This window comes from Methanopyrus sp. (genome assembly GCF_053997775.1).
In genome coordinates, this window is record NZ_JBMXXF010000020.1 from 1 (window position 1) to 16,663 (window position 16,663).

Here is a 16,663-nt window from a genome sequence, read left to right on the forward strand (position 1 = left end):
CCCGGTACTCGGCGTCGAGGGCGAGCGCGCGCTCGTTCACGGGCCAGGGGTGCGCGGTCTGGGTCGTGCTCGTGGCCCGCCGGTACTCGAGGTTCAGGAGCGCGTACCCGTGCTCGGGTGGCGGGTACCACCACCCATCATCTCCGCGAACCCAGCCCACCGGTGTCCAGAACCCGCTCACGACTCGATCCCCGCCAGCGTAGTGAAGCCGGGCGTGCACGTGCGGTAGTCGACCGTACCGCTCTACTCGCCCCGCCTCGTGGGCCAGCGCCTCAGTCGAGTGGAGGCAGGGTCAACTTCCTCGCCTCGCGCATGCCGAGGGCCATGGCTATTCCCTCGCCATACGCGGTGCGACCTCACGCCACTACCCTCAATCCGTGGACGTAAGCGCGCCGGCGGCGGGAGGAACCTGTCGACGTGGGTGGCAGCGATGCGGTGCTGGCGTGATGATGCCCTTCACCCCAAGATGTGGAGTGACGAGGGGAGAAAGTTGACCCAAAACCCGTGCGGAAGTGAGGAGAACCCGGTGGTGCGTCCGCCCGGCGGGCCCAGGCCGCTCTGGTACCAACACTCAGGAGGCCTCTGCAAGCGGAAAGGAGGTCGCGCCAGGCTCGCCGGAGCCGGCAGTCAGTCGGTCCTTTCTCGCCGCCGGTCCTCCTCACGCCTTCCCGAGGGAACGATGAGCGGTAGCAGGGGTAGTACCGGCAGAGCCCTGAGGATTTCGTACATCAGCCTTAAGGACGGAATCGGTGGTACGTAATGTGACCAGTGGCTGCGCACGAACTCCTCCGTGACGAACTCACGCCGGTCGACGAGCTCGGTGGGGGATTCTAACTTTTCACCTTGCCTCGGCGCTCTGAACTCCAGGATTAGCGGCTTGCTCGTCCGGACCTCGAGCACCGTGCAGTACCCGTAGAGCAGCCTGTGCTCGTACTGCCACCTTGGATTGAACTCGCTCGGTACTTCGTCCTTAATTACGAGGAGTGGCACCCTCGTCCACCTCTCCTCACAACTCAAGTCCAGCCCGTACCAGTGCACCCAGAACGCGAGGTGCACGCCGCCCGGTAGATCGTACTCGACCTCATCGTACGGGTGTCGGCCCCGGAACAGGACCCTCCCGTCGAGCGTCAGCACGTTGAAGTCCAGCGTCCACCCCAGCGCCACGATCCAGTTCCCCGGCGCCAGCGCGACCCGAACCCACTCGCCGCGTGCGGGCAGGCTCGCCTCCACCACGAACGTGTTGTCCACGGCCTTCGACGGCTTAAGATGGAGCAGCCCGTCCGACTCTCGCAGAGAGTACCGGACCTCACGCCACGGCCCCTGCGGGACCGCCTGCCTGCAGCGTTCATTCCGCTTCCACTCCACCTTACTCGGAATTAACACACGGTAGACGGTCGCTCCCCGCGGTAAGACCACCTCGTCCACCCCGTACGCGCCGAGGATCACCCGATGGTGGTCACCTTCCCGCCACAGCGGTGCCACGAGCAAGAAACGGTCGCCCAGGAGGCTCGGGTATTCGAGACTGCCTCCTCCGGGCTGCGGAATGAAGAGCGCCGGCACTACCCACGGCGGGCAGTCCCTGGACGCCGGAATGACTGTCAACGCCTTGGTGGGTTGTGTCACGCTGGTGACCGTGACCAGTGACACGATTAGCAGCGCGGTCAGCAACACGACGCTCCCCCAGATTGCCACTCGACTCAACTTTGCACACGGTCATGAGCCTTTGGATGAATGAGCGGGCGGGGAAGCGTGGTCAGAGGGGATCAAGAGATCAGGATAGGAGGCGTCTGCGCCGTACCGGGAGCAGCGCCGCCGCTAACGTCGCACCCACCTTAACGTCTCATCTAAGCGTGGCGCGGGCCAGCGGATTGAGCCGTCTCGTGCCGCGACCCCGGCTGGGGCAACCGCGGCGGGCTGGCTCCGTGGGCAGGACTCAAGTTTCGCGCCGGTCCGGGATTGACCGGGGGGTGGTCGCGGTGGACCTGCGGGAGCACGTGCTGCGGTACGCGGTGGACGACGTGCGAGTGGTGAAGCGGCTGTTGCCGGGGGAGTCGGAGGCGTGGGTGGGGTTGGCGGACTTCGATGACGCGGCGGTGGTGAGCGTGGAGAATGGGCTGGTGGTGAGTGCGGATGGTCCCTACGCGTTTCGGCTGGTGCGGAAGTCGGCGGTGGTGCACGCGGCGACGGACGTGCTGGTGGCGGGTGGGCGGCCGCGGTTCGTGGTGGATACGATCATCGCGCCGTCGTGGGAGGGGGCGTTGGAGGCGGCGGAGTGCATCGGGCGGCAGGCGCGGGAGTTGGGGTTGGAGGTGCTGGGTGGGAACACGATGGTGGAGGATGACGTGGGGGAGCCGAAGGTGTCGTTGACGGTGATGGGGGAGCTGGTGGCGCCGGAGCCGATCACGGATAGGGGGGCGGAGCCGGGGGACGTGGTGTTGCTCGTGGGTGAGCCGATTCACGGTGGGTTTCGGGAGCGGATGGAGCGGGCTCGGAGGTTGTTTCGGGCGTTTCCGGAGGTGGCGCGGCGGGGGTTGGTGAAGGCGGCGAAGGATGTGACGAAGGGGGGTCTGGTGGCGATGGCGGCGTTGGTGTGCGCGAAGTCGGGGGTGGGGATGCGGTTGGACTCGGTTCCGTACGCGTCGATCACGAGGAATTGGGACAACGTGCTGGCGGTGGTGGGGGAGGAGGACGTGGGGGAGGTGCTGGAGGTGTGCGTGGAGCGTGGGTGTCCGGTCTCGGTGATCGGTCGGGTGGTGGAGGAGCCGGTGTTGGAGGTGGCGGGTCGGGTGTTGGTGGACGAGGATTTAATGGGGGAGTTGGTGGAGAGGCTGGGTCAGTTGGAGGGTGGTGGGGTCGGTTCGTCGTGAGCGTGACGGTGTGGATGTTGCTGGCGGAGTTGTGCCTGGTGTTGGCGGCGGTCTCGTTGTTGTCGGGTTTGCTGTTGGAGCGGCGGATTGAGGCGTCGACGTGGTTTACGGTGGCGGATCTGCTCGTGTGCGCGGCGGCGATCTACGTGGGGATGACGGGCGGTCAGTTCTCGAGCGTGCTGCCGGATTGGGGGGTGGTGGCCGCGATCTTGGGGGCGTTGGTGCACATCACGTACACGTGGGTGCGGAAGACGCTGTGGTTGTTGTTGGGTTGGTTGGGGTGGTTTCGTCGGGGTGAGGAGGAGGTGGAGTTGGAGCGGCCGAGTCGGGTGAGGGCGTGGTTGACGCGGGTGCTGGAGCGGTTGGGGGTGGAGGAGCGGGTGGATCGGGGGGACGTGGAGGCGGCGCGTCGGGTCCTTAAGGTGTGTAGGCGGTGGGGTTGGAGGGAGTAAGGGGGTGTTCTCGTGACGGAGCCCACGGTGGCGGGGTCGTTGTGTCTGTACGTGGGTGGTCGGTTGGCGCCGAGTCGGCGGCGTTGGAGGGAGTTGGGGGCGCGGGTCTCGGAGGTGGGTGCGGTGCTGTACGTGGTGGGGTTGGGGTTGTCGGGGGAGCCGGTGGAGCGGGAGGTGGCGTTGCCGGCGTTGCGGGGGTTGGAGTACGTGCACGCGTACGGTCGGCGGGCGGGGTTCGACGCGAGGGGGTTGGCGGGGGCGGTGCGGGCGTCGGTGGAGGATCCGGAGGGTGCCTTTTCGGAGGCGTTGGAGTGTTTGGGGCATCGGTTGCGGGGGTACGTGAACGCGCTGTTGAATCACGAGGAGTGGGTGGTGCGGCGGTTCTGTCGGGAGTTGGTGGAGGAGCTGCGGGGGACGCGGGGGTTGTCGCCGGGGGTGGCTCGGGCGTTGAGTTTGGTGGAGGGGTCGGTTGGGGAGGGTGGTCGGTCGTGGTCCTCGGTGTTGGGTGGTCTGTTTCGGTGGTTACCGGGTCGTCGGTGAGTGCTCGGCGATGGAGAGGATGTCGCTCATGACGGCGCTGGCGGTCTCGAGGGGGCCGGCGCCGCGGCCGGAGACGTAGATGGTGCCGGCGAGGTCGGTTTCGAGGCGGACGACGTTCATGACGCCGCGGACGCGGGCGATGGGGTCGGATTTGGGCACGAGGCAGGGTCGGACGAGGAGGTCGCCGTCTCGGTCGGCGCGGCCGATGAGTTTGATGCGGTAGCCGCGCTCGTTGGCGATGCGGATGGCCTCGGGCGTGAGGTCCTCGATCCCGGTCACGTCGACGTCGTCGATGGTGCAGCGGACGCCGAGGATGGAGTTGGCGAGGATGACGATCTTGCAGGCGGTGTCCCAGCCCTCGATGTCCATGCTGGGGTCGGCCTCGGCGATGCCGCGGGACTGGGCGTCGGCGAGGGCGTCGTCGAGGGAGAGTCCCTCGGTCTCCATGCGGGTGAGGACGTAGTTGACGGTGCCGTTCAGGACGCCCTCGATGGAGAGCACGTCCACGCTCTTGAGGGTCTCGCGGACGAGGTTGAAGACGGGCATGGCGCCGCCGGCGGTGGCCTCGTAGCGGATGATGACGTCGCGGCGCTCGGCCGCGCGCATGATCCGGTCGTAGGCGACGGCGAGGGGGCCCTTGTTGGCGGTGACGACGTGGCGGCCGAGCTCGATCGCCTTGAGGATGTGGGAGAGGCCGGGTTCTCCGGTCTCGATGTCGGTGGGGGTGAGTTCGACGAGGACGTCGAAGTCCGCGTCCTCCATCGCCTCGAGGGCGTCGCGCTCGTCGCCGGCGGCGGCGACCGTGCCGTGCCGTTCCTTGACGCGGAGGACCTCTTCGGGGTCGAGGTCCTCGCCGATCCAGGCGCCCCGGGAGTCGGCGACGCCGGTGAGCTCGACCCGGACGTTGAGCCGGCGGGCGTACTGGTCGCGTTTTTCCCTGAGCAGTCGCATGAGGCCGCGGCCGACGGCGCCGAGGCCGATCACGAAGAGTCGGACGACGCGCACCGTACCACCTCCAGGGGGAAGAGGACGGTGAGGTCCTTCTCCTCGGCGATCTCTTCGATGACGCGGACCGCCTCGCGGAGGGCGCCCTCGTCCTCGTAGATGACGGTGAAGCCGGCGGAGGAGCGGCGCTCGGGGTCGGGCATCTCCAGGTCGACGTCCACGACCTGGACGCCCCGTACCGCGTTGACGCGGTCGATCGTGTCCTTGATGTCCGTGTCCACGATGTGCCCGATGAGGACGACCTCCATCTCGTGCCCGGGACCGCGGCCGAAGCGGAGGATCTTGACGTCCTCCAGCTCGCTGACGCGGCGGGAGTACTCCCGGGCCGCCCGCTCGTCCGCCTCGAACACGAGGTGCACGCGCGCCCGGTCTCCCTCGCGCGAGTGTGAAATGCTAATAACGTTCCCGCCGACCTCGGACAGCGGCTCGAGGATGCGCACCAGCTGCCCGGGCTTGTCGGGGAGGATCACGTCCAGCTCGAACCGCTTCATCCGGGCGCTCCCCCCGGGGTGGATCGTCGCCATGCTCGCCCCACTCATCGCCTTTCTGCTTCTCACCGCGCCGGCCGCGGGCGTGCGGGTGGAGGAGTACGACTGGACCGTCACGGCGGTGAAGCTGGAGACGGGTCAGGGCGAGATGAAAGTGCCCCTGATGCACCCGACGCGCCTGAGGTTCATGGTGGCGAGCCCGGACTACGGGCAGGCGGAGTTCGGAAGGGACGTGGATGGTGATGGGGTGCCGGACCACACGTGGTGCGGCGAGGTGGCCGCGCTCACCCTGTACAACATCGCGGTCGCGAAGGGGTTCTGGCGGCCCACGGCGGGGACGGACGTGAACCCGCTGAACCTGGAGCTGCGGGAGTCCTGGTTCGCCCGGATGACGGGGATACCGGTGGAGGACCGGGAGACGGACGGACCGATGGCCGCGACCTCGCCGCCCTGGTTCCCGACCCTGCTCTCCCTGGCCGCGGACTTCCAGGATCCCAACGGGATCGGGGTCGTGATCTACGCGCCGCTGGCCACGGTGAGCCGGTGGTTCGTCATCGTACCCCCCGCCCTGCACGCGGTCCTGCTCGCGGGCGTCTCGGACGACGGTCGGTACTTCGTCGTCAAGGACTGCTCCGCCCTGCAGGGGAGGGATTACTCGTGGGAGAAGGACTACTACCTCGTCCCCTCCTACTCGCTGGAGTTGAACGTCGCGGAGGCCGTGGAGGCGGTCTCGAACCCGCTGCAGGAGTCGTCCGGCGCGATGGTACCGGTGCTGTTCTTCCCGGTGCCGCGGTTCGGACTCCCGGAGGACCTGAAGCCTTTCGCCGTCGGGGGTAAGGAGGTCGACCTGGGTGGCGGGCTGAAGGCGCGCTTCCACATCCTGCTGGCCTCCACGATCTCCGACGTGCTGGAGATCGCCCGGATCCTGCTCAGGCACGGGATTCCGGTCGAGTGCCTGGTGCGAAAGCCCTTCGCGAGCCTGGCCTTCACCGGTCAGATCGTGGAGATCCCGCTGGTCCACCTGAGGGTTCTACGCATACTCTCCGTGCCGGTGCGGTGCGTGGTGACCGGGACCGGCGGCGGCTCCGGGGCCAGCCGGCCCGCCCCCTCCCCACGGTCCACCCCCACCGAGGAGGCCCGGGAGGCCGGCAAGCCCGCCCGTAGGCACCTACCCATACCACCGATGGTTCCGCTCTGGGGAGGGTTCGGTTGTCGGAGACTCCGACGGTCCGGTTGAAGGGCAAGGATCGTGTCGTGGTCTGGCCCGTGTACTTCGACGCCGAGCGGTCGCGCTCGGAGGGCAGGAAGGTACCCAAACGGCTGGCCGTGAAGAACCCGAGGCTCCGGGAGATCGCGGAGGTGGCGGAGGAGCTAGGTCTGAATCCCGAGGTGCAGAGGGACAAGCGGTACCCGAAGCGCTGGTGGCAGGATCGGGGCCGGTTGATCGTGGACAAGGTGGAGTCCAAGCGAAAGACGCTGCTGATGATCGCCGAGAGGCTTCGGGAGCGGCGGGAGCGTTGAGGGCGCTCGCCGTTCGGGCGCCCGGGCTGGATCGAGAGACGCGTCGGGCGTTCGCTCGAGCGGGCATGGAGGTGGAGATCGCGCACCCGGTGCGGCTGGTGCCCCTCCCCCGTCCCCGGCTGACCGTGGGGTTCCTGCGCCGGTACGACGTCGTCGCGTTCACGAGCCCGCGGACGGTTGAGTTCCTCGAGGGAGGCGAGCTGAGGGCGCTGAGGGAGTCGGGGGTGAACGTGGCCGCGGTGGGCCCGAGGACGGGAAGGGCGTTGGAGAGGCGCAGGCTGGACGTGGACGTAATGCCGGAGCGGTTCACGACGGGGGCGCTGGCGGACGCCCTTCGCGGTTACTCCCGCGTGCTCGCGCTGCGATCCCGGCGGAGGACGGGTGAGCTACGGGAGCGGTTGGAGCGGTTCGGGGTGCGGGTGAGGGAGCTGGAGGTGTACGATCTGGAGCCCCGTTGGGTACGCGTGGATCCGTGGGACTTCGACGTGGTCTGCTTCTTCAGCGCGATGACCGCCCGGTGTTTCCTGAGGTCGGTGGGGACCGACCTGCCGGAGCCGGTGGTCAGCATCGGGCCGGTGACCTCGAGGGAGCTGGAGCGGGCTGGGTTGGAGGTGGTCACGGCCCGGGAGTCCTCGCTGCGTGGGGTGGTGAGGGCGGCGGTTCGGGTGGCTAGATCTCGGTCCCGAAGACCTCCTTGAGCACCTCCTCGTGGGTCATGTCGACGCCGATCAGGATGCCCATCTCCTCCAGGGCCTCGATGATGCGCTTTCGGTCCTCCTCGCGCCGGACGACGATCCTGTGGGAGTGCACGTCCTTGGACAGCTCGTGGAGCCGCTCCAGGGCCCGTCGGGTGCGGGTCTCCCGGTGGAGCTCGTGTCGGGACTTCACGTCCTTCTCGTCCTCGATCCACAGCTCCTTCTTCAGCGGCTCCGGCAGGGAGGGGACGTGGTAGCGCACGTCCACGACGATCCCGCCGTTGCGGACGATGGTGAGCAGCTCCTCCTTCGTCCGCTCCAGGGGGTGTCGGACGGTCACGGTGAAGGAGAGGGGTTCGATGAGCAGGTCCGAGATGGCCGTGCCCGCCGCCCGGTAGATGTTGACCACCTCGTCCGCGCCCGCCCGCTTGAGGGTGCGGACGCCGGTGCGGGACTTGGCGGCGGCCACGATCCACACGTCCGGGTTGAGGTCCCGGATCAGGACGCAGGCGAAGACGTTGGTCTCGTCCGAGCCGGTGACGAGGGCCACGGCCTGGGAGCGCCTCACCCCGGCCTTCTCCAGGGTCCGCTCCGAGGTCACGTCCCCCTGCACGGCCAGGTAGCCCCTGCGGAAGGCCCGCTCGCACTTCTCCGGGTCCTTGTCGACGACGACCACGTCGAACCCGAACTCCCGGAGGTTCTCCGCGATTTCGCGGCCCTCGCGGCCGTAACCGCACACGATCACGTGGTCCCGCAGGCGCTCGATCCTGGCGAGCGCGTCGCTCTCCTTGAGCCGCAACAGCACGTCGCCCCGCAGCAGGGCCCCGAAGACGCGGGAGATAACGTGAACGAGCGCGCCGAGCCCCGCGGCCAGGAGGATGATCGTGAAGAGCTTGCCGAAGGGGGTCCGCGGGGGGTTCGCGCACCCGACCCCGGTGAGGATCAGCACGGTCGTGTAGAGGGCGTCGACTAGGGGGCGATCCTCCAGCCACCAGAAGCCGAGGGTGCCTAGGAGTAGCAGGAAGGAGACGTACAGGATCGCGTACCGGACGGTGGTGACCGTGGCGGTCTCCTTGAGGAGGTTCCACGCGTACCTCCACGCGTACAGCAGGGCGCGTATTTTAACCCTCAACGCACCCTTGACCCGCCAGATCGCGCCACCATCGTACCACCTCTCCGACGACGATGACGGCGGGCGGGTTCGCCCGCACGCGGCCGGAGGCGGCGTCGGACACCCTGCAGACGCGGATCCTCTCGTCTTCGGTCGTGCCGCGCTCGATGATCGCCATCGGCGCGTCCCCGACCGCGCGCTGCACGTCCCGGGCGATCTCCCGGAGCCGGCGCGCGCCCATGAGGATGACGAGCGTGTCGGCCGCCCGGGCGAGCGCCTCGAAGTCGACCCGGGGCTCCTCCTTGCTCGGGTCCTCGTGGCCGGTCGCGACGGCGAAGCTGGAGGCGTACCGGCGGTGGGTGAGCGGAAGGCCCACGGAGGAGGGGACGCCGACGGCCGAGGTGACGCCCGGGATCACCTCGACCTCGATCCCGTGCCGGAGGGCGGCCTCGAGCTCCTCCGCGCCGCGGCCGAAGACCATCGGGTCCCCGCTCTTCAGCCGGACCACGGTCCGGCCCCGGCGCCCCTCGCGCACGATCACCTCGTTGATCTCCTCCTGCGTCCACCCGCGGCCCCCGGGCCGCTTGCCCACGTCGATGATCTCCGCCTCGTCGGGCGCGTACCGTTCCACCACGTCGTCCGGCACGAGCCGGTCCTTGAGCACCACGTCCGCCTCCGACAGGGCCCGGACGGCGCGCAGGGTGAGGAGCTCGGGGTCCCCGGGGCCCGCTCCGACCAAAACGAGTTTACCCGGCAACGGCCCGGTACCCCTGGGGGCGAGCTTGCACGAGCTGAGCCTCGCTCAGTCGATCCTGGACGCCGTTTTAGAGGTCGCGGAGGAGCGCGGGGCGGAGCGCGTGCTCGGGGTGAGGATCCGGGTGGGCGAGTTCACGATGGTGAACCCGGAGCAGCTGCGGTTCTGCCTGGAGGCGCTGGCCGAGGGGACCCCGGCCGAGGGGGCCGAGTTCGAGATCGAGCTGGAGCGGGGCCGCCTGCGGTGCCGGGAGTGCGGGGAGGAGTGGAGCACGGACGAGGAGGAAGCTTTAAAGGACGCTCGGGACCCGGCCCTCCACGCCGCGTTCGGCTCGGAGGAGCTGCCGTCGCTGCTGGGCTTGAGGTGTCCGCGGTGCGGGTCCAGGTCGGTGGAGATCCGCGGCGGGGACTCGTGCGAGGTGCGCACCATCAGGCTGGAGTTTGGGTGATTTTTCATGCACCGGGTGGAGGAGGTCGACGCGTCGGAGGACCTGTTGAAGGTGAACGAGAACCTGGCGAGGGACGTGCGGGAGCACCTGGACGATCACGGGGTTCGGGCCGTCGAGTTCCTGGGTTCGATCGGCTCCGGCAAGACGTCGATCATCGAGTGGATCATCCGAGAGTACGGGGACGAGTACTCGTTCGCCGTGCTCGCCGGGGACGTGGTGAGCGAGTACGACGAGCGGCGGTTCAGGCGCCTGGACGTGCCGGTGGTGGGGCTGAACACCGGCCGGGAGTGCCACCTGGACGCACACCTGGTGCGGCACGGGCTGGAGCACCTGGAGGAGGAGACGGACCTGGACGAGATCGACGTGCTGTTCATCGAGAACGTGGGGAACCTGATCTGCCCGGTGGACTTCCCGGTCGGGGCGCACGAGCGGGTGGTGGTCGTGTCGGCCCCGGAGGGCGAGGACGTGGTCGGCAAGCACCCGATGATCATCCGGGAGGGGGACGTGCTGGTCATCAACAAGGTGGACCTGGCGGAGCCGTGCGGGGTCTCGGTGGACCGGATGGTGGAGACGGCTCGGGAGATCAACCCGGACATCGAGGTGTACCGGACGAGCGTCAGGACGGGGGAGGGACTCAGGGAGCTGGCCGAGCGGTTACTCCCCGCCTGACTCCTCTTCCTCCTTCTCGATCAGCACCGCGTTCACGACCGGCTCCTGACCGGGCCGGTTGGTGACCTTCGCCAGCCCGATCTCCGTCCGGATGATGGCCCCCTTGGTGATCACCCCGTGCCGCTCGTAGTACTGCGAGGCCGGGTTCTTCACCACCTCCAGGATGCGGACGTTCTTGACCTCGCCCGTCTCGGGGTCCGCGACGTTGGCGTGCGTGGCGAACTTCAGCCCCTGCTTGACGTTGCCGCCCATGCCGCGACGCTCGCGCAGCCGCACCTCGTCCCCGACCAGCGTCTCGGTGGGCGGGTTGCCCATCTCGAACTTTCGCTTCTTCCGGTGCGGCCGGATCCTGCCTCCCGTCGGCTTCCGCAGCGACCTGCCGTGCCACACACCCATCCGCTCGCACCCCCGGGCCCGCGGGTGAGTCGGGGTAAAAAAGCTGCCGGGGGACGGGACCGTGTCCGAGGTGCGCCGCGAGCACGGCGCCGGCGGGGAGCTGATGGAGGAGCTGCTGCGGGAACTCCTGCCTCAGATCTCCCGGACCGGGGAGGGCTCGGTCACGCTGGAGGACCTGGACGACGGGGCCACGTTCCCGGCCGGCGAGGGTGAGATGGTCCTCACCACGGACGCGCACATCGTGGACCCGCCGTTCTTCCCCGGCGGGGACATCGGCCGGCTCGCGGCGGCCGGCACGGCCAACGACCTGGCCGTGATGGGGGCGAAACCGGTCGCGTTCGCCTGCTCCCTCGTCGTGCGGGAGGGGTTCCCGATCGAGGATCTGAAGCGCATCTACCGGTCGATCGACGAGGTGCTGAAGGAGGTGGACGCGCACCTGATCACGGGCGATACGAAGGTGGGTGACACGGGCGAGGTGGACGTGATCGTGACCATGACCGGGGTCGGCCGGGTGGTGCGGCTCGTCCGCGACTCCGGGCTGCGGCCCGGCGACGTCATCCTGGTCACGGGGACGATCGGCGACCACGGGATGACGATCCTAGCGGCCCAGCAGGGGCTGGAGACGGACCTGGAGTCCGACGTGGCCCCGGTCTGGGAGGCGGTCGAGGCGGCGCTCGAGGTGGGCGGCGTCACCGCGATGAAGGACCCGACCCGGGGCGGGCTGGCGGGCGCGCTGAACGAGATGGCGGAGAAGTCGGGGGTCAGGATCGTCATCGAAGAGGAGCGGATCCCGATGCGGGAGGAGGTGCGGGTCCTCTCCGAGATGCTCGGGGTGGACCCGCTGCACGTGGCCAACGAGGGTAAGGCCGTGATCGGGGTCCGGGAAGAGCTGGCGGAGGACGTGCTCGAGGCCGTCCGGTCGACGAGCGTGGGTAGGGACGCGGAGATCATCGGACGGGTGGAGGAGGGCCCGCCCCGGGTCGAGATGGAAACGGAGGTGGGCGGAACCCGGATCGTGGAGAAGCCGGTAGGGGACCCGGTGCCCCGGGTGTGCTAGCGTTGCGGGTGAGCCTGTCACCCAGGGCGCGTCGGGTCTGGCACCACCTCACCGGGGGCCGGATGGGGCTGGAGGAGGCGCTCCGGAGAGCGACACCGGAGGGCGTGGAGGAGGTCCGGGCCCTGGGCTGCCGCCGGTCCGTGGGCGTCGTGCGCCGGGTGGACCAACTCTGGGTTGTGGTCAAGGGGGACGAGCGGGAGGCGCGGGAGCTGGAGGACCGGCTGATCGACCTGCTCTCCAAGGTCACGGGGGAGCGGAGGATGGGCTGGGGAGGCCGCGTCTTCCTCCGGGTGACCGCGGTCGGGGACTTCGAGCGACCCGAGGCCGTCCGATCGACCCTGGAGCGTCGGTGCCTGGCGTGCACGGCGGTCTCGGGGGCGCTCGCCCTACTCGAGGCCGCGTGGCACCCGCTGAACTCCTCCCTGTACGCGGGGATCGCGATCGTCTCCGCCCTGTCGGGGTACCTGCTGCCGTGGCGGTCCGGGTCCTTCGAGCTGATGCGGGAGTGCCTGGGGGAGGGGGGCCGGTTGACGGCCCTGGTCTCGACGGCGATGGCGTCGTTGACCTTCGCCGGGCTGGGACTCGCGTTCGCACTCCTGGAGGCCGGGGCGGGCCTGCTGGGGCTGATCCTAACGGCCTGCGGCGTCGGCGTGGTCTCCGTCCGGTTCCTGGACCGGGTGAACCGGGAGCTGGTGCGGGCCGGAGGTGGGTGAGGGGAGGACCGGTCAGACCCGACAGCGGTCCTCACGCGGGCTCGGTTGGAAAGGTGCTCATCATACCGGGTAGGGTCGTTAGAGCTCGTACGACTCGCCGGGCTCCAGGATCACGACCTCCGTGTCCACGTCGAGCCGCTCCACCTCCCGCTTGAACTCCTCCGGGTCCTGCTCGATCGGCGGGAACGTGCCGTAGTGCATCGGGATCGCCACGTCCGGCTCGATCAGCTCCACGGCCTTCGCGGCCTCCTTGGGGCCCATGGTGAACCGGCTGCCGATGGGCAGCAGCGCCACGTCCGGCTCATAGAGCTCACCGATCAGCTTCATGTCCATGGACAAGCCCGTGTCGCCGGCGTGGTACACGGTGCCCTCCTCGCCCGAGACCACGTAACCCACCGGGGTGCCGCCGGCCACGATCTCCCCGTCCTCCACGATCTCGGACGAGTGCCAGGCGGGCACCTGGGTGATCTCGAGCCCCTCCACCTCGATCGTACCGCCGATGTTCATCTCCTCGACGTTCTCAACGCCCTGGTTCTGGGCGTGGACGGCGATCTCGTAGATCCCGACCAGGGTCGCCCCGGTTCGCTTGCAGATGTCGATGGCGTCGCCCAGGTGGTCCGAGTGCCCGTGCGTGACCAGGACCAGGTCGGGCTCCACCTCGTCGGGCGACTTGGCCGCCTTGGGGTTCTCGCTCAGGAACGGGTCGATCAGCACGGTGACCCCGTCCAGCTCGAGCTCGAAGGCGGCGTGACCCAGCCACGTGATCTTCATCCTCGGCATCCCCGGAACCACCGTTCTCGGGTTGAGAATAAAAGTTCACCGAAGCGGGAACCAGAAACGTTATGGATCTCATAACGATCTCCGGTGGTCCGGCCGCCGGGATTTGAACCCGGGACCACGGGATCTACAGTCCCGCGCTCTAGCCAGACTGAGCTGCGGCCGGTTCCCCGGGCGCGGGATCACGGCAGCTATATAAAAATGTATCGGACATCCCGCCCGGGGGGAGACGCGCGTGGGAAAAGGCCGGTGACCACACCGACGAGCGCCGTCAACCCCTGGGACCGGCTGAGGAGGCTGCCCGAGTGGATGCGGAGCGTCGGGTACGCCAAGTCCGTGCCGGTGCTGCTGGCCATCGTCATCGGGGTGGGGCAGGCGGTCGGCCACCTCTCGCTGATCTCGCTGCCGGACAGGCCGCACTACCGGGTCCGCAACGGTGACACCGTGTGGGGTGGGCAGCGAATCATCAGCGTCTACTCCCTACCCTGGTACAGCGCCTGGGCGCACCCCGAGTACGCCGGCCGGGCCTTCCGCGAGTACGGGGCGCCGGCGGTGCTCTCGGCCGTGTTCCTGGGCGTCGTCCCGTCCCCGGCCGAGGTCTGGGTGCACGGGGACTACCGGGTGCAGGGAGGCTGGATCGTCGCCGACTACCGGGGGCCCGGGGTGGTCCTGGTCCGCGACGGGCACCTGCACGTGAAGCGGCCCGGGCTGGTGGTGTGGGGCCGCAAGGTGCCGAAGGTGGTGGCCGTTAAGGTGAGTGAAAACGAGGTGGAGGTCAACGGTCGTCGGATGTCGATCGACGAGGTCGCGCGCCGGTACGGTGAGGACAAGGTGAGGTTCCTGCGGGAGGCCGGCGTCGGCGAGCGGACGGTGCTCGTGTCCGAGCTGCGGTTCACCGACGGTCGCCGACCGATGACGGAGGGGGAGGTGCGGAAGGTCTTCGGGGAGCGGGCGTACCGGAGGATGATGGAGATGGCGGACCAATCGGCGGTGGTGGTGTGGATCGGCCGGTACCGGAAGAAGCTGATCGGCGAGGCGGAGACGACCATGGAGGGGATCGGTGAGCACGACGACATGCGCCTCCGGAACGCCGTCCGGATGTGCCAGGGCTGGAACGGGGTGATCGTGCCACCGCACACCTGGACGCACGGGAAGCGCCAGTACTTCGACGTGTTCGAGGTACCCGGGTACAAGAAGGCCGCGCACGGCTGCTGCCCGCCGGCCCGGGCGCTGCGGGACGCTTGCCTGAAGGCCGGGCTGCCGTGGCCCCGTGGGATCGGTCCCGGGGTCCACCCGATGGAGTACGAGTACCACCCGACCGAGGGGGTGATCGTGTACAACAACAAGCCGTACCCCATCCTGATCGAGATGGGGTTCAAGGGCAAGCCCGAGATCGGTGGAACCATTTACTGCCGCATCTACGCGCTCCTCCCCGCCTGATTTTTCCCCGGGGGAGGGTCGGTGAGGGATGCCCTGGGCCGTCGCGTCGACAGCGTTCGCGCGACGCTCACCCTCCGGTGCAACATGAACTGCGTGTACTGTCACCGGGAGGGCGAGGGGCGCCCGGGCCGGGAGCTCACGTGCGAGGAGTGGGTGCGCGTGCTCCGGGCCTGCGCCCGGCTGGGCCTCCGTCGGGTGAAGTTCACCGGCGGCGAGCCCACCCTGAGGGAGGACCTCCCCCGCATCATCGAGGGCATCCGGGACCGCTTTCGGGACGTGTCCCTGACCACGAACGGGAGCCTGCTGCGCCGGAGGGCGGACGAGCTCCGGGAGTCGGGTTTGGACCGGGTTAACGTCAGCCTCGACACGCTCGACCCGTCCCTGTACAGGATCATCACCCGGTCCCGGTACTCTCCGAGGGAGATTCTGCGGGGAATCGAGGCCGCGATCTCGGTCGGGCTGACCCCGGTGAAGGTGAACGTGGTGCTCTTCCGGGAGACGCTTGAGGGTCTTCGGGAGCTCGCGGAGGAGCTGGCCAACGAGTGTGGGTGCGCGAGGCTGCAGCTGATCGAGCCGATGCTGGACGCTGAGGTGGGGATGCAGCCCGCGACGGTGCGGGAGGCGCTTCGGGAGCTTTCGGATTTGAAACCAAGGCTCGTACGAGTTAGGAAGTTCCAAAACAGGAGCGTGTATCGACTTGAGAATGGGGTTACCATTGAGGCTATAAAGCCGAAATCCGGGGAAATGTGCCGGGCGTGCTCCAGGATCAGGATAACGCACGATGGGAGGTTTAAGGGGTGCATCCTGGGTCGGCCCAGGAGGCTACCGGTGGACAGCTATCGGGCCCTCCTGAGCGCCCTCCGGCGGTACATTCGGGAGCGTGACGACACGATGTCGGGGAACCGGCGGCGGGGGGTGAGGGGTGGCCGTGCCCGGGGTCGACGAGACCTACCGTGAGGCCGTGGAGGTCGTGCTGAGGACGATGGTGAAGGCGGAGAAGGTCAAGCCGACGCAGTACGCCCGTCGGCTGGTGCTGAAGGAGGTGAACCCCTCCCGCGAGGCCCGCTCCATCTCCGCGGGCATGCTGTACACGATCATGCAGAAGCGGGGACTGCTGGACGAGATCGTGACGGACGTGCTGGAGCTGGCGGACGACGTGGCGGACCTGGATCGATGGGTGCGCAACGCCTGCCGGATCGCGGCCAACGAGGTCGTGTTCGAGGGTAAGGACGCGCGGGAGGTCGCGGAGGTCCTGCACGATCTCGTCCGGAGGCTGGACAACCCGGGCGCCGCGGCCATCGTGAAGGCGTTCACCCTGGACCTGGAGGGGTACGAGCCGCCGGAGCCGGAGGACGAGCTGGACCGCCTTAAGTGGGAGTACTACCACCCCCGGTGGCTCATCGAGCGCTGGCTGGAGATGCTGGGGGACGAGGAGGAGGTTCTGCGGCTGCTCGAGGCCAACAACACCGAACCGCCCCTGTGCATCCGCGTGAACACGCTGAAGATCGAGCCGGAGGAGCTGGCGGAGCGCCTGGAGGAGAGGTACGGCGTGACGGTCAAGCCCGGTCGGTTCCTGGAGGAGATCCTGCGCATCCCGGAGGGGCTCCCAATCGCGGTGATGGACGAGTGGGACGAGGGGCTGTTCGTCGTCCAGGACGAGGCGGCCGCGCTCGCCTCCGCCGTCCTGAACCCGAGGCCCGGGGAGGTGGTGGTCGACCTGTGCGCGGCCC

At 68.7% G+C, this 16,663-nt stretch carries 21 protein-coding genes and 1 tRNA gene; 13 read left to right on the plus strand and 9 right to left on the minus strand.

The window, feature by feature from the left end; genetic code table 11:
- Together ACXJJV_RS02715 and ACXJJV_RS02720 are read right to left on the minus strand one after the other, a co-directional pair.
- Positions 1 to 181, minus strand: a 181-nt coding sequence (locus tag ACXJJV_RS02715; RefSeq protein ID WP_456466644.1) for a hypothetical protein, incomplete at its 3' end; no start/stop codon positions are given.
- A gap of 446 nt (positions 182 to 627) precedes the next feature.
- Entirely contained in the window at positions 628 to 1,668 is a 1,041-nt protein-coding gene (locus ACXJJV_RS02720) for a hypothetical protein (RefSeq protein WP_456466645.1), read from the minus strand.
- A 308-nt stretch (positions 1,669 to 1,976) separates the two neighbouring features.
- Here ACXJJV_RS02720 and ACXJJV_RS02725 point away from each other — a divergent pair, with 308 nt between their 5' ends.
- The 3 genes from ACXJJV_RS02725 to ACXJJV_RS02735 are packed head-to-tail and all read left to right on the plus strand — an operon-like array spanning position 1,977 to position 3,859.
- Positions 1,977 to 2,867 carry an AIR synthase-related protein gene (locus ACXJJV_RS02725; protein WP_456466646.1) on the plus strand — a complete coding sequence of 297 codons (891 nt, stop codon included), beginning with the start codon at positions 1,977 to 1,979 and terminating at the stop codon, positions 2,865 to 2,867.
- On the plus strand, positions 2,864 to 3,319 hold the full coding sequence (locus ACXJJV_RS02730) for a hypothetical protein (RefSeq protein WP_456466647.1): 456 nt from the start codon (positions 2,864 to 2,866) through the stop codon (positions 3,317 to 3,319). The genes ACXJJV_RS02725 and ACXJJV_RS02730 overlap by 4 nt, the downstream gene beginning before the upstream one ends.
- 12 nt (positions 3,320 to 3,331) lie before the next feature.
- Positions 3,332 to 3,859, plus strand: a complete 528-nt coding sequence (locus ACXJJV_RS02735; RefSeq protein WP_456466648.1) for a hypothetical protein — start codon at positions 3,332 to 3,334, stop codon at positions 3,857 to 3,859.
- Here ACXJJV_RS02735 and ACXJJV_RS02740 read toward each other — a convergent pair.
- Both ACXJJV_RS02740 and ACXJJV_RS02745 read right to left on the minus strand, forming a co-directional pair.
- The gene (locus ACXJJV_RS02740) at positions 3,842 to 4,864 is read right to left on the minus strand and encodes a homoserine dehydrogenase (protein WP_456466649.1); all 1,023 of its coding nucleotides are present in this window, start codon (positions 4,862 to 4,864) and stop codon (positions 3,842 to 3,844) included. The genes ACXJJV_RS02735 and ACXJJV_RS02740 overlap by 18 nt on opposite strands.
- Positions 4,840 to 5,355 carry an ACT domain-containing protein gene (locus ACXJJV_RS02745; protein ID WP_456466650.1) on the minus strand — a complete coding sequence of 172 codons (516 nt, stop codon included), beginning with the start codon at positions 5,353 to 5,355 and terminating at the stop codon, positions 4,840 to 4,842. The genes ACXJJV_RS02740 and ACXJJV_RS02745 overlap by 25 nt, the downstream gene beginning before the upstream one ends.
- A 31-nt stretch (positions 5,356 to 5,386) precedes the next feature.
- Here ACXJJV_RS02745 and ACXJJV_RS02750 point away from each other — a divergent pair, with 31 nt between their 5' ends.
- From ACXJJV_RS02750 to ACXJJV_RS02760, 3 genes are read left to right on the plus strand one after another with little or no spacing between them, the layout of a single operon-like run.
- Positions 5,387 to 6,589 carry a hypothetical protein gene (locus ACXJJV_RS02750; RefSeq protein WP_456466651.1) on the plus strand — a complete coding sequence of 401 codons (1,203 nt, stop codon included), beginning with the start codon at positions 5,387 to 5,389 and terminating at the stop codon, positions 6,587 to 6,589.
- Positions 6,562 to 6,873 carry a signal recognition particle protein Srp19 gene (locus tag ACXJJV_RS02755; RefSeq protein ID WP_456466652.1) on the plus strand — a complete coding sequence of 104 codons (312 nt, stop codon included), beginning with the start codon at positions 6,562 to 6,564 and terminating at the stop codon, positions 6,871 to 6,873. Before ACXJJV_RS02750 ends, ACXJJV_RS02755 begins: the two co-directional genes overlap by 28 nt.
- On the plus strand, positions 6,870 to 7,571 hold the full coding sequence (locus tag ACXJJV_RS02760) for a uroporphyrinogen-III synthase (RefSeq protein WP_456466653.1): 702 nt from the start codon (positions 6,870 to 6,872) through the stop codon (positions 7,569 to 7,571). Before ACXJJV_RS02755 ends, ACXJJV_RS02760 begins: the two co-directional genes overlap by 4 nt.
- Here ACXJJV_RS02760 and ACXJJV_RS02765 read toward each other — a convergent pair.
- Together ACXJJV_RS02765 and cobA are read right to left on the minus strand one after the other, a co-directional pair.
- Positions 7,543 to 8,700, minus strand: a complete 1,158-nt coding sequence (locus ACXJJV_RS02765) for an NAD-binding protein (RefSeq protein ID WP_456466654.1) — start codon at positions 8,698 to 8,700, stop codon at positions 7,543 to 7,545. The genes ACXJJV_RS02760 and ACXJJV_RS02765 overlap by 29 nt on opposite strands.
- Positions 8,690 to 9,436 (minus strand): uroporphyrinogen-III C-methyltransferase, encoded by a 747-nt coding sequence (gene cobA / locus ACXJJV_RS02770; protein WP_456466655.1) that lies wholly within the window; start codon positions 9,434 to 9,436, stop codon positions 8,690 to 8,692. The genes ACXJJV_RS02765 and cobA overlap by 11 nt, the downstream gene beginning before the upstream one ends.
- Before the next feature lie 25 nt (positions 9,437 to 9,461).
- Here cobA and hypA point away from each other — a divergent pair, with 25 nt between their 5' ends.
- The gene (hypA, locus tag ACXJJV_RS02775) at positions 9,462 to 9,881 is read left to right on the plus strand and encodes a hydrogenase maturation nickel metallochaperone HypA (protein WP_456466656.1); all 420 of its coding nucleotides are present in this window, start codon (positions 9,462 to 9,464) and stop codon (positions 9,879 to 9,881) included.
- A 6-nt stretch (positions 9,882 to 9,887) separates the two neighbouring features.
- Positions 9,888 to 10,550: a hydrogenase nickel incorporation protein HypB gene (gene hypB, locus ACXJJV_RS02780; RefSeq protein WP_456466657.1), complete on the plus strand. Its 663-nt coding sequence runs from the start codon at positions 9,888 to 9,890 to the stop codon at positions 10,548 to 10,550.
- On the opposite strand, the gene ACXJJV_RS02785 is transcribed toward hypB, so the two are convergent.
- Positions 10,536 to 10,946, minus strand: coding sequence for a 30S ribosomal protein S8e (locus ACXJJV_RS02785; RefSeq protein ID WP_456466658.1), 411 nt, complete (start codon positions 10,944 to 10,946; stop codon positions 10,536 to 10,538). The two genes, hypB and ACXJJV_RS02785, sit on opposite strands and share 15 nt — an antisense overlap.
- 61 nt (positions 10,947 to 11,007) lie before the next feature.
- Here ACXJJV_RS02785 and hypE point away from each other — a divergent pair, with 61 nt between their 5' ends.
- Together hypE and ACXJJV_RS02795 are read left to right on the plus strand one after the other, a co-directional pair.
- Positions 11,008 to 12,003 carry a hydrogenase expression/formation protein HypE gene (gene hypE, locus ACXJJV_RS02790; protein ID WP_456466659.1) on the plus strand — a complete coding sequence of 332 codons (996 nt, stop codon included), beginning with the start codon at positions 11,008 to 11,010 and terminating at the stop codon, positions 12,001 to 12,003.
- Between the two features lie 2 nt (positions 12,004 to 12,005).
- Positions 12,006 to 12,716, plus strand: a complete 711-nt coding sequence (locus tag ACXJJV_RS02795) for a hypothetical protein (protein ID WP_456466660.1) — start codon at positions 12,006 to 12,008, stop codon at positions 12,714 to 12,716.
- Positions 12,717 to 12,794: 78 nt separating this feature from the next.
- On the opposite strand, the gene ACXJJV_RS02800 is transcribed toward ACXJJV_RS02795, so the two are convergent.
- Positions 12,795 to 13,487: a metal-dependent hydrolase gene (locus ACXJJV_RS02800; protein WP_456466663.1), complete on the minus strand. Its 693-nt coding sequence runs from the start codon at positions 13,485 to 13,487 to the stop codon at positions 12,795 to 12,797.
- Positions 13,488 to 13,581: 94 nt separating this feature from the next.
- Positions 13,582 to 13,659, minus strand: a tRNA-Tyr gene (locus ACXJJV_RS02805).
- 83 nt (positions 13,660 to 13,742) lie between these two features.
- On the opposite strand from ACXJJV_RS02805, the gene ACXJJV_RS02810 reads away from it, so the two are divergent.
- The 3 genes from ACXJJV_RS02810 to ACXJJV_RS02820 all read left to right on the plus strand — a co-directional run.
- Entirely contained in the window at positions 13,743 to 14,933 is a 1,191-nt protein-coding gene (locus ACXJJV_RS02810) for a hypothetical protein (RefSeq protein WP_456466661.1), read from the plus strand.
- 21 nt (positions 14,934 to 14,954) lie between these two features.
- Positions 14,955 to 15,890, plus strand: a complete 936-nt coding sequence (gene moaA, locus ACXJJV_RS02815) for a GTP 3',8-cyclase MoaA (protein ID WP_456466662.1) — start codon at positions 14,955 to 14,957, stop codon at positions 15,888 to 15,890.
- The coding region (locus ACXJJV_RS02820; protein WP_498043497.1) for an RsmB/NOP family class I SAM-dependent RNA methyltransferase at positions 15,856 to 16,663 on the plus strand (808 nt) is incomplete at its 3' end. The genes moaA and ACXJJV_RS02820, both read left to right, overlap by 35 nt.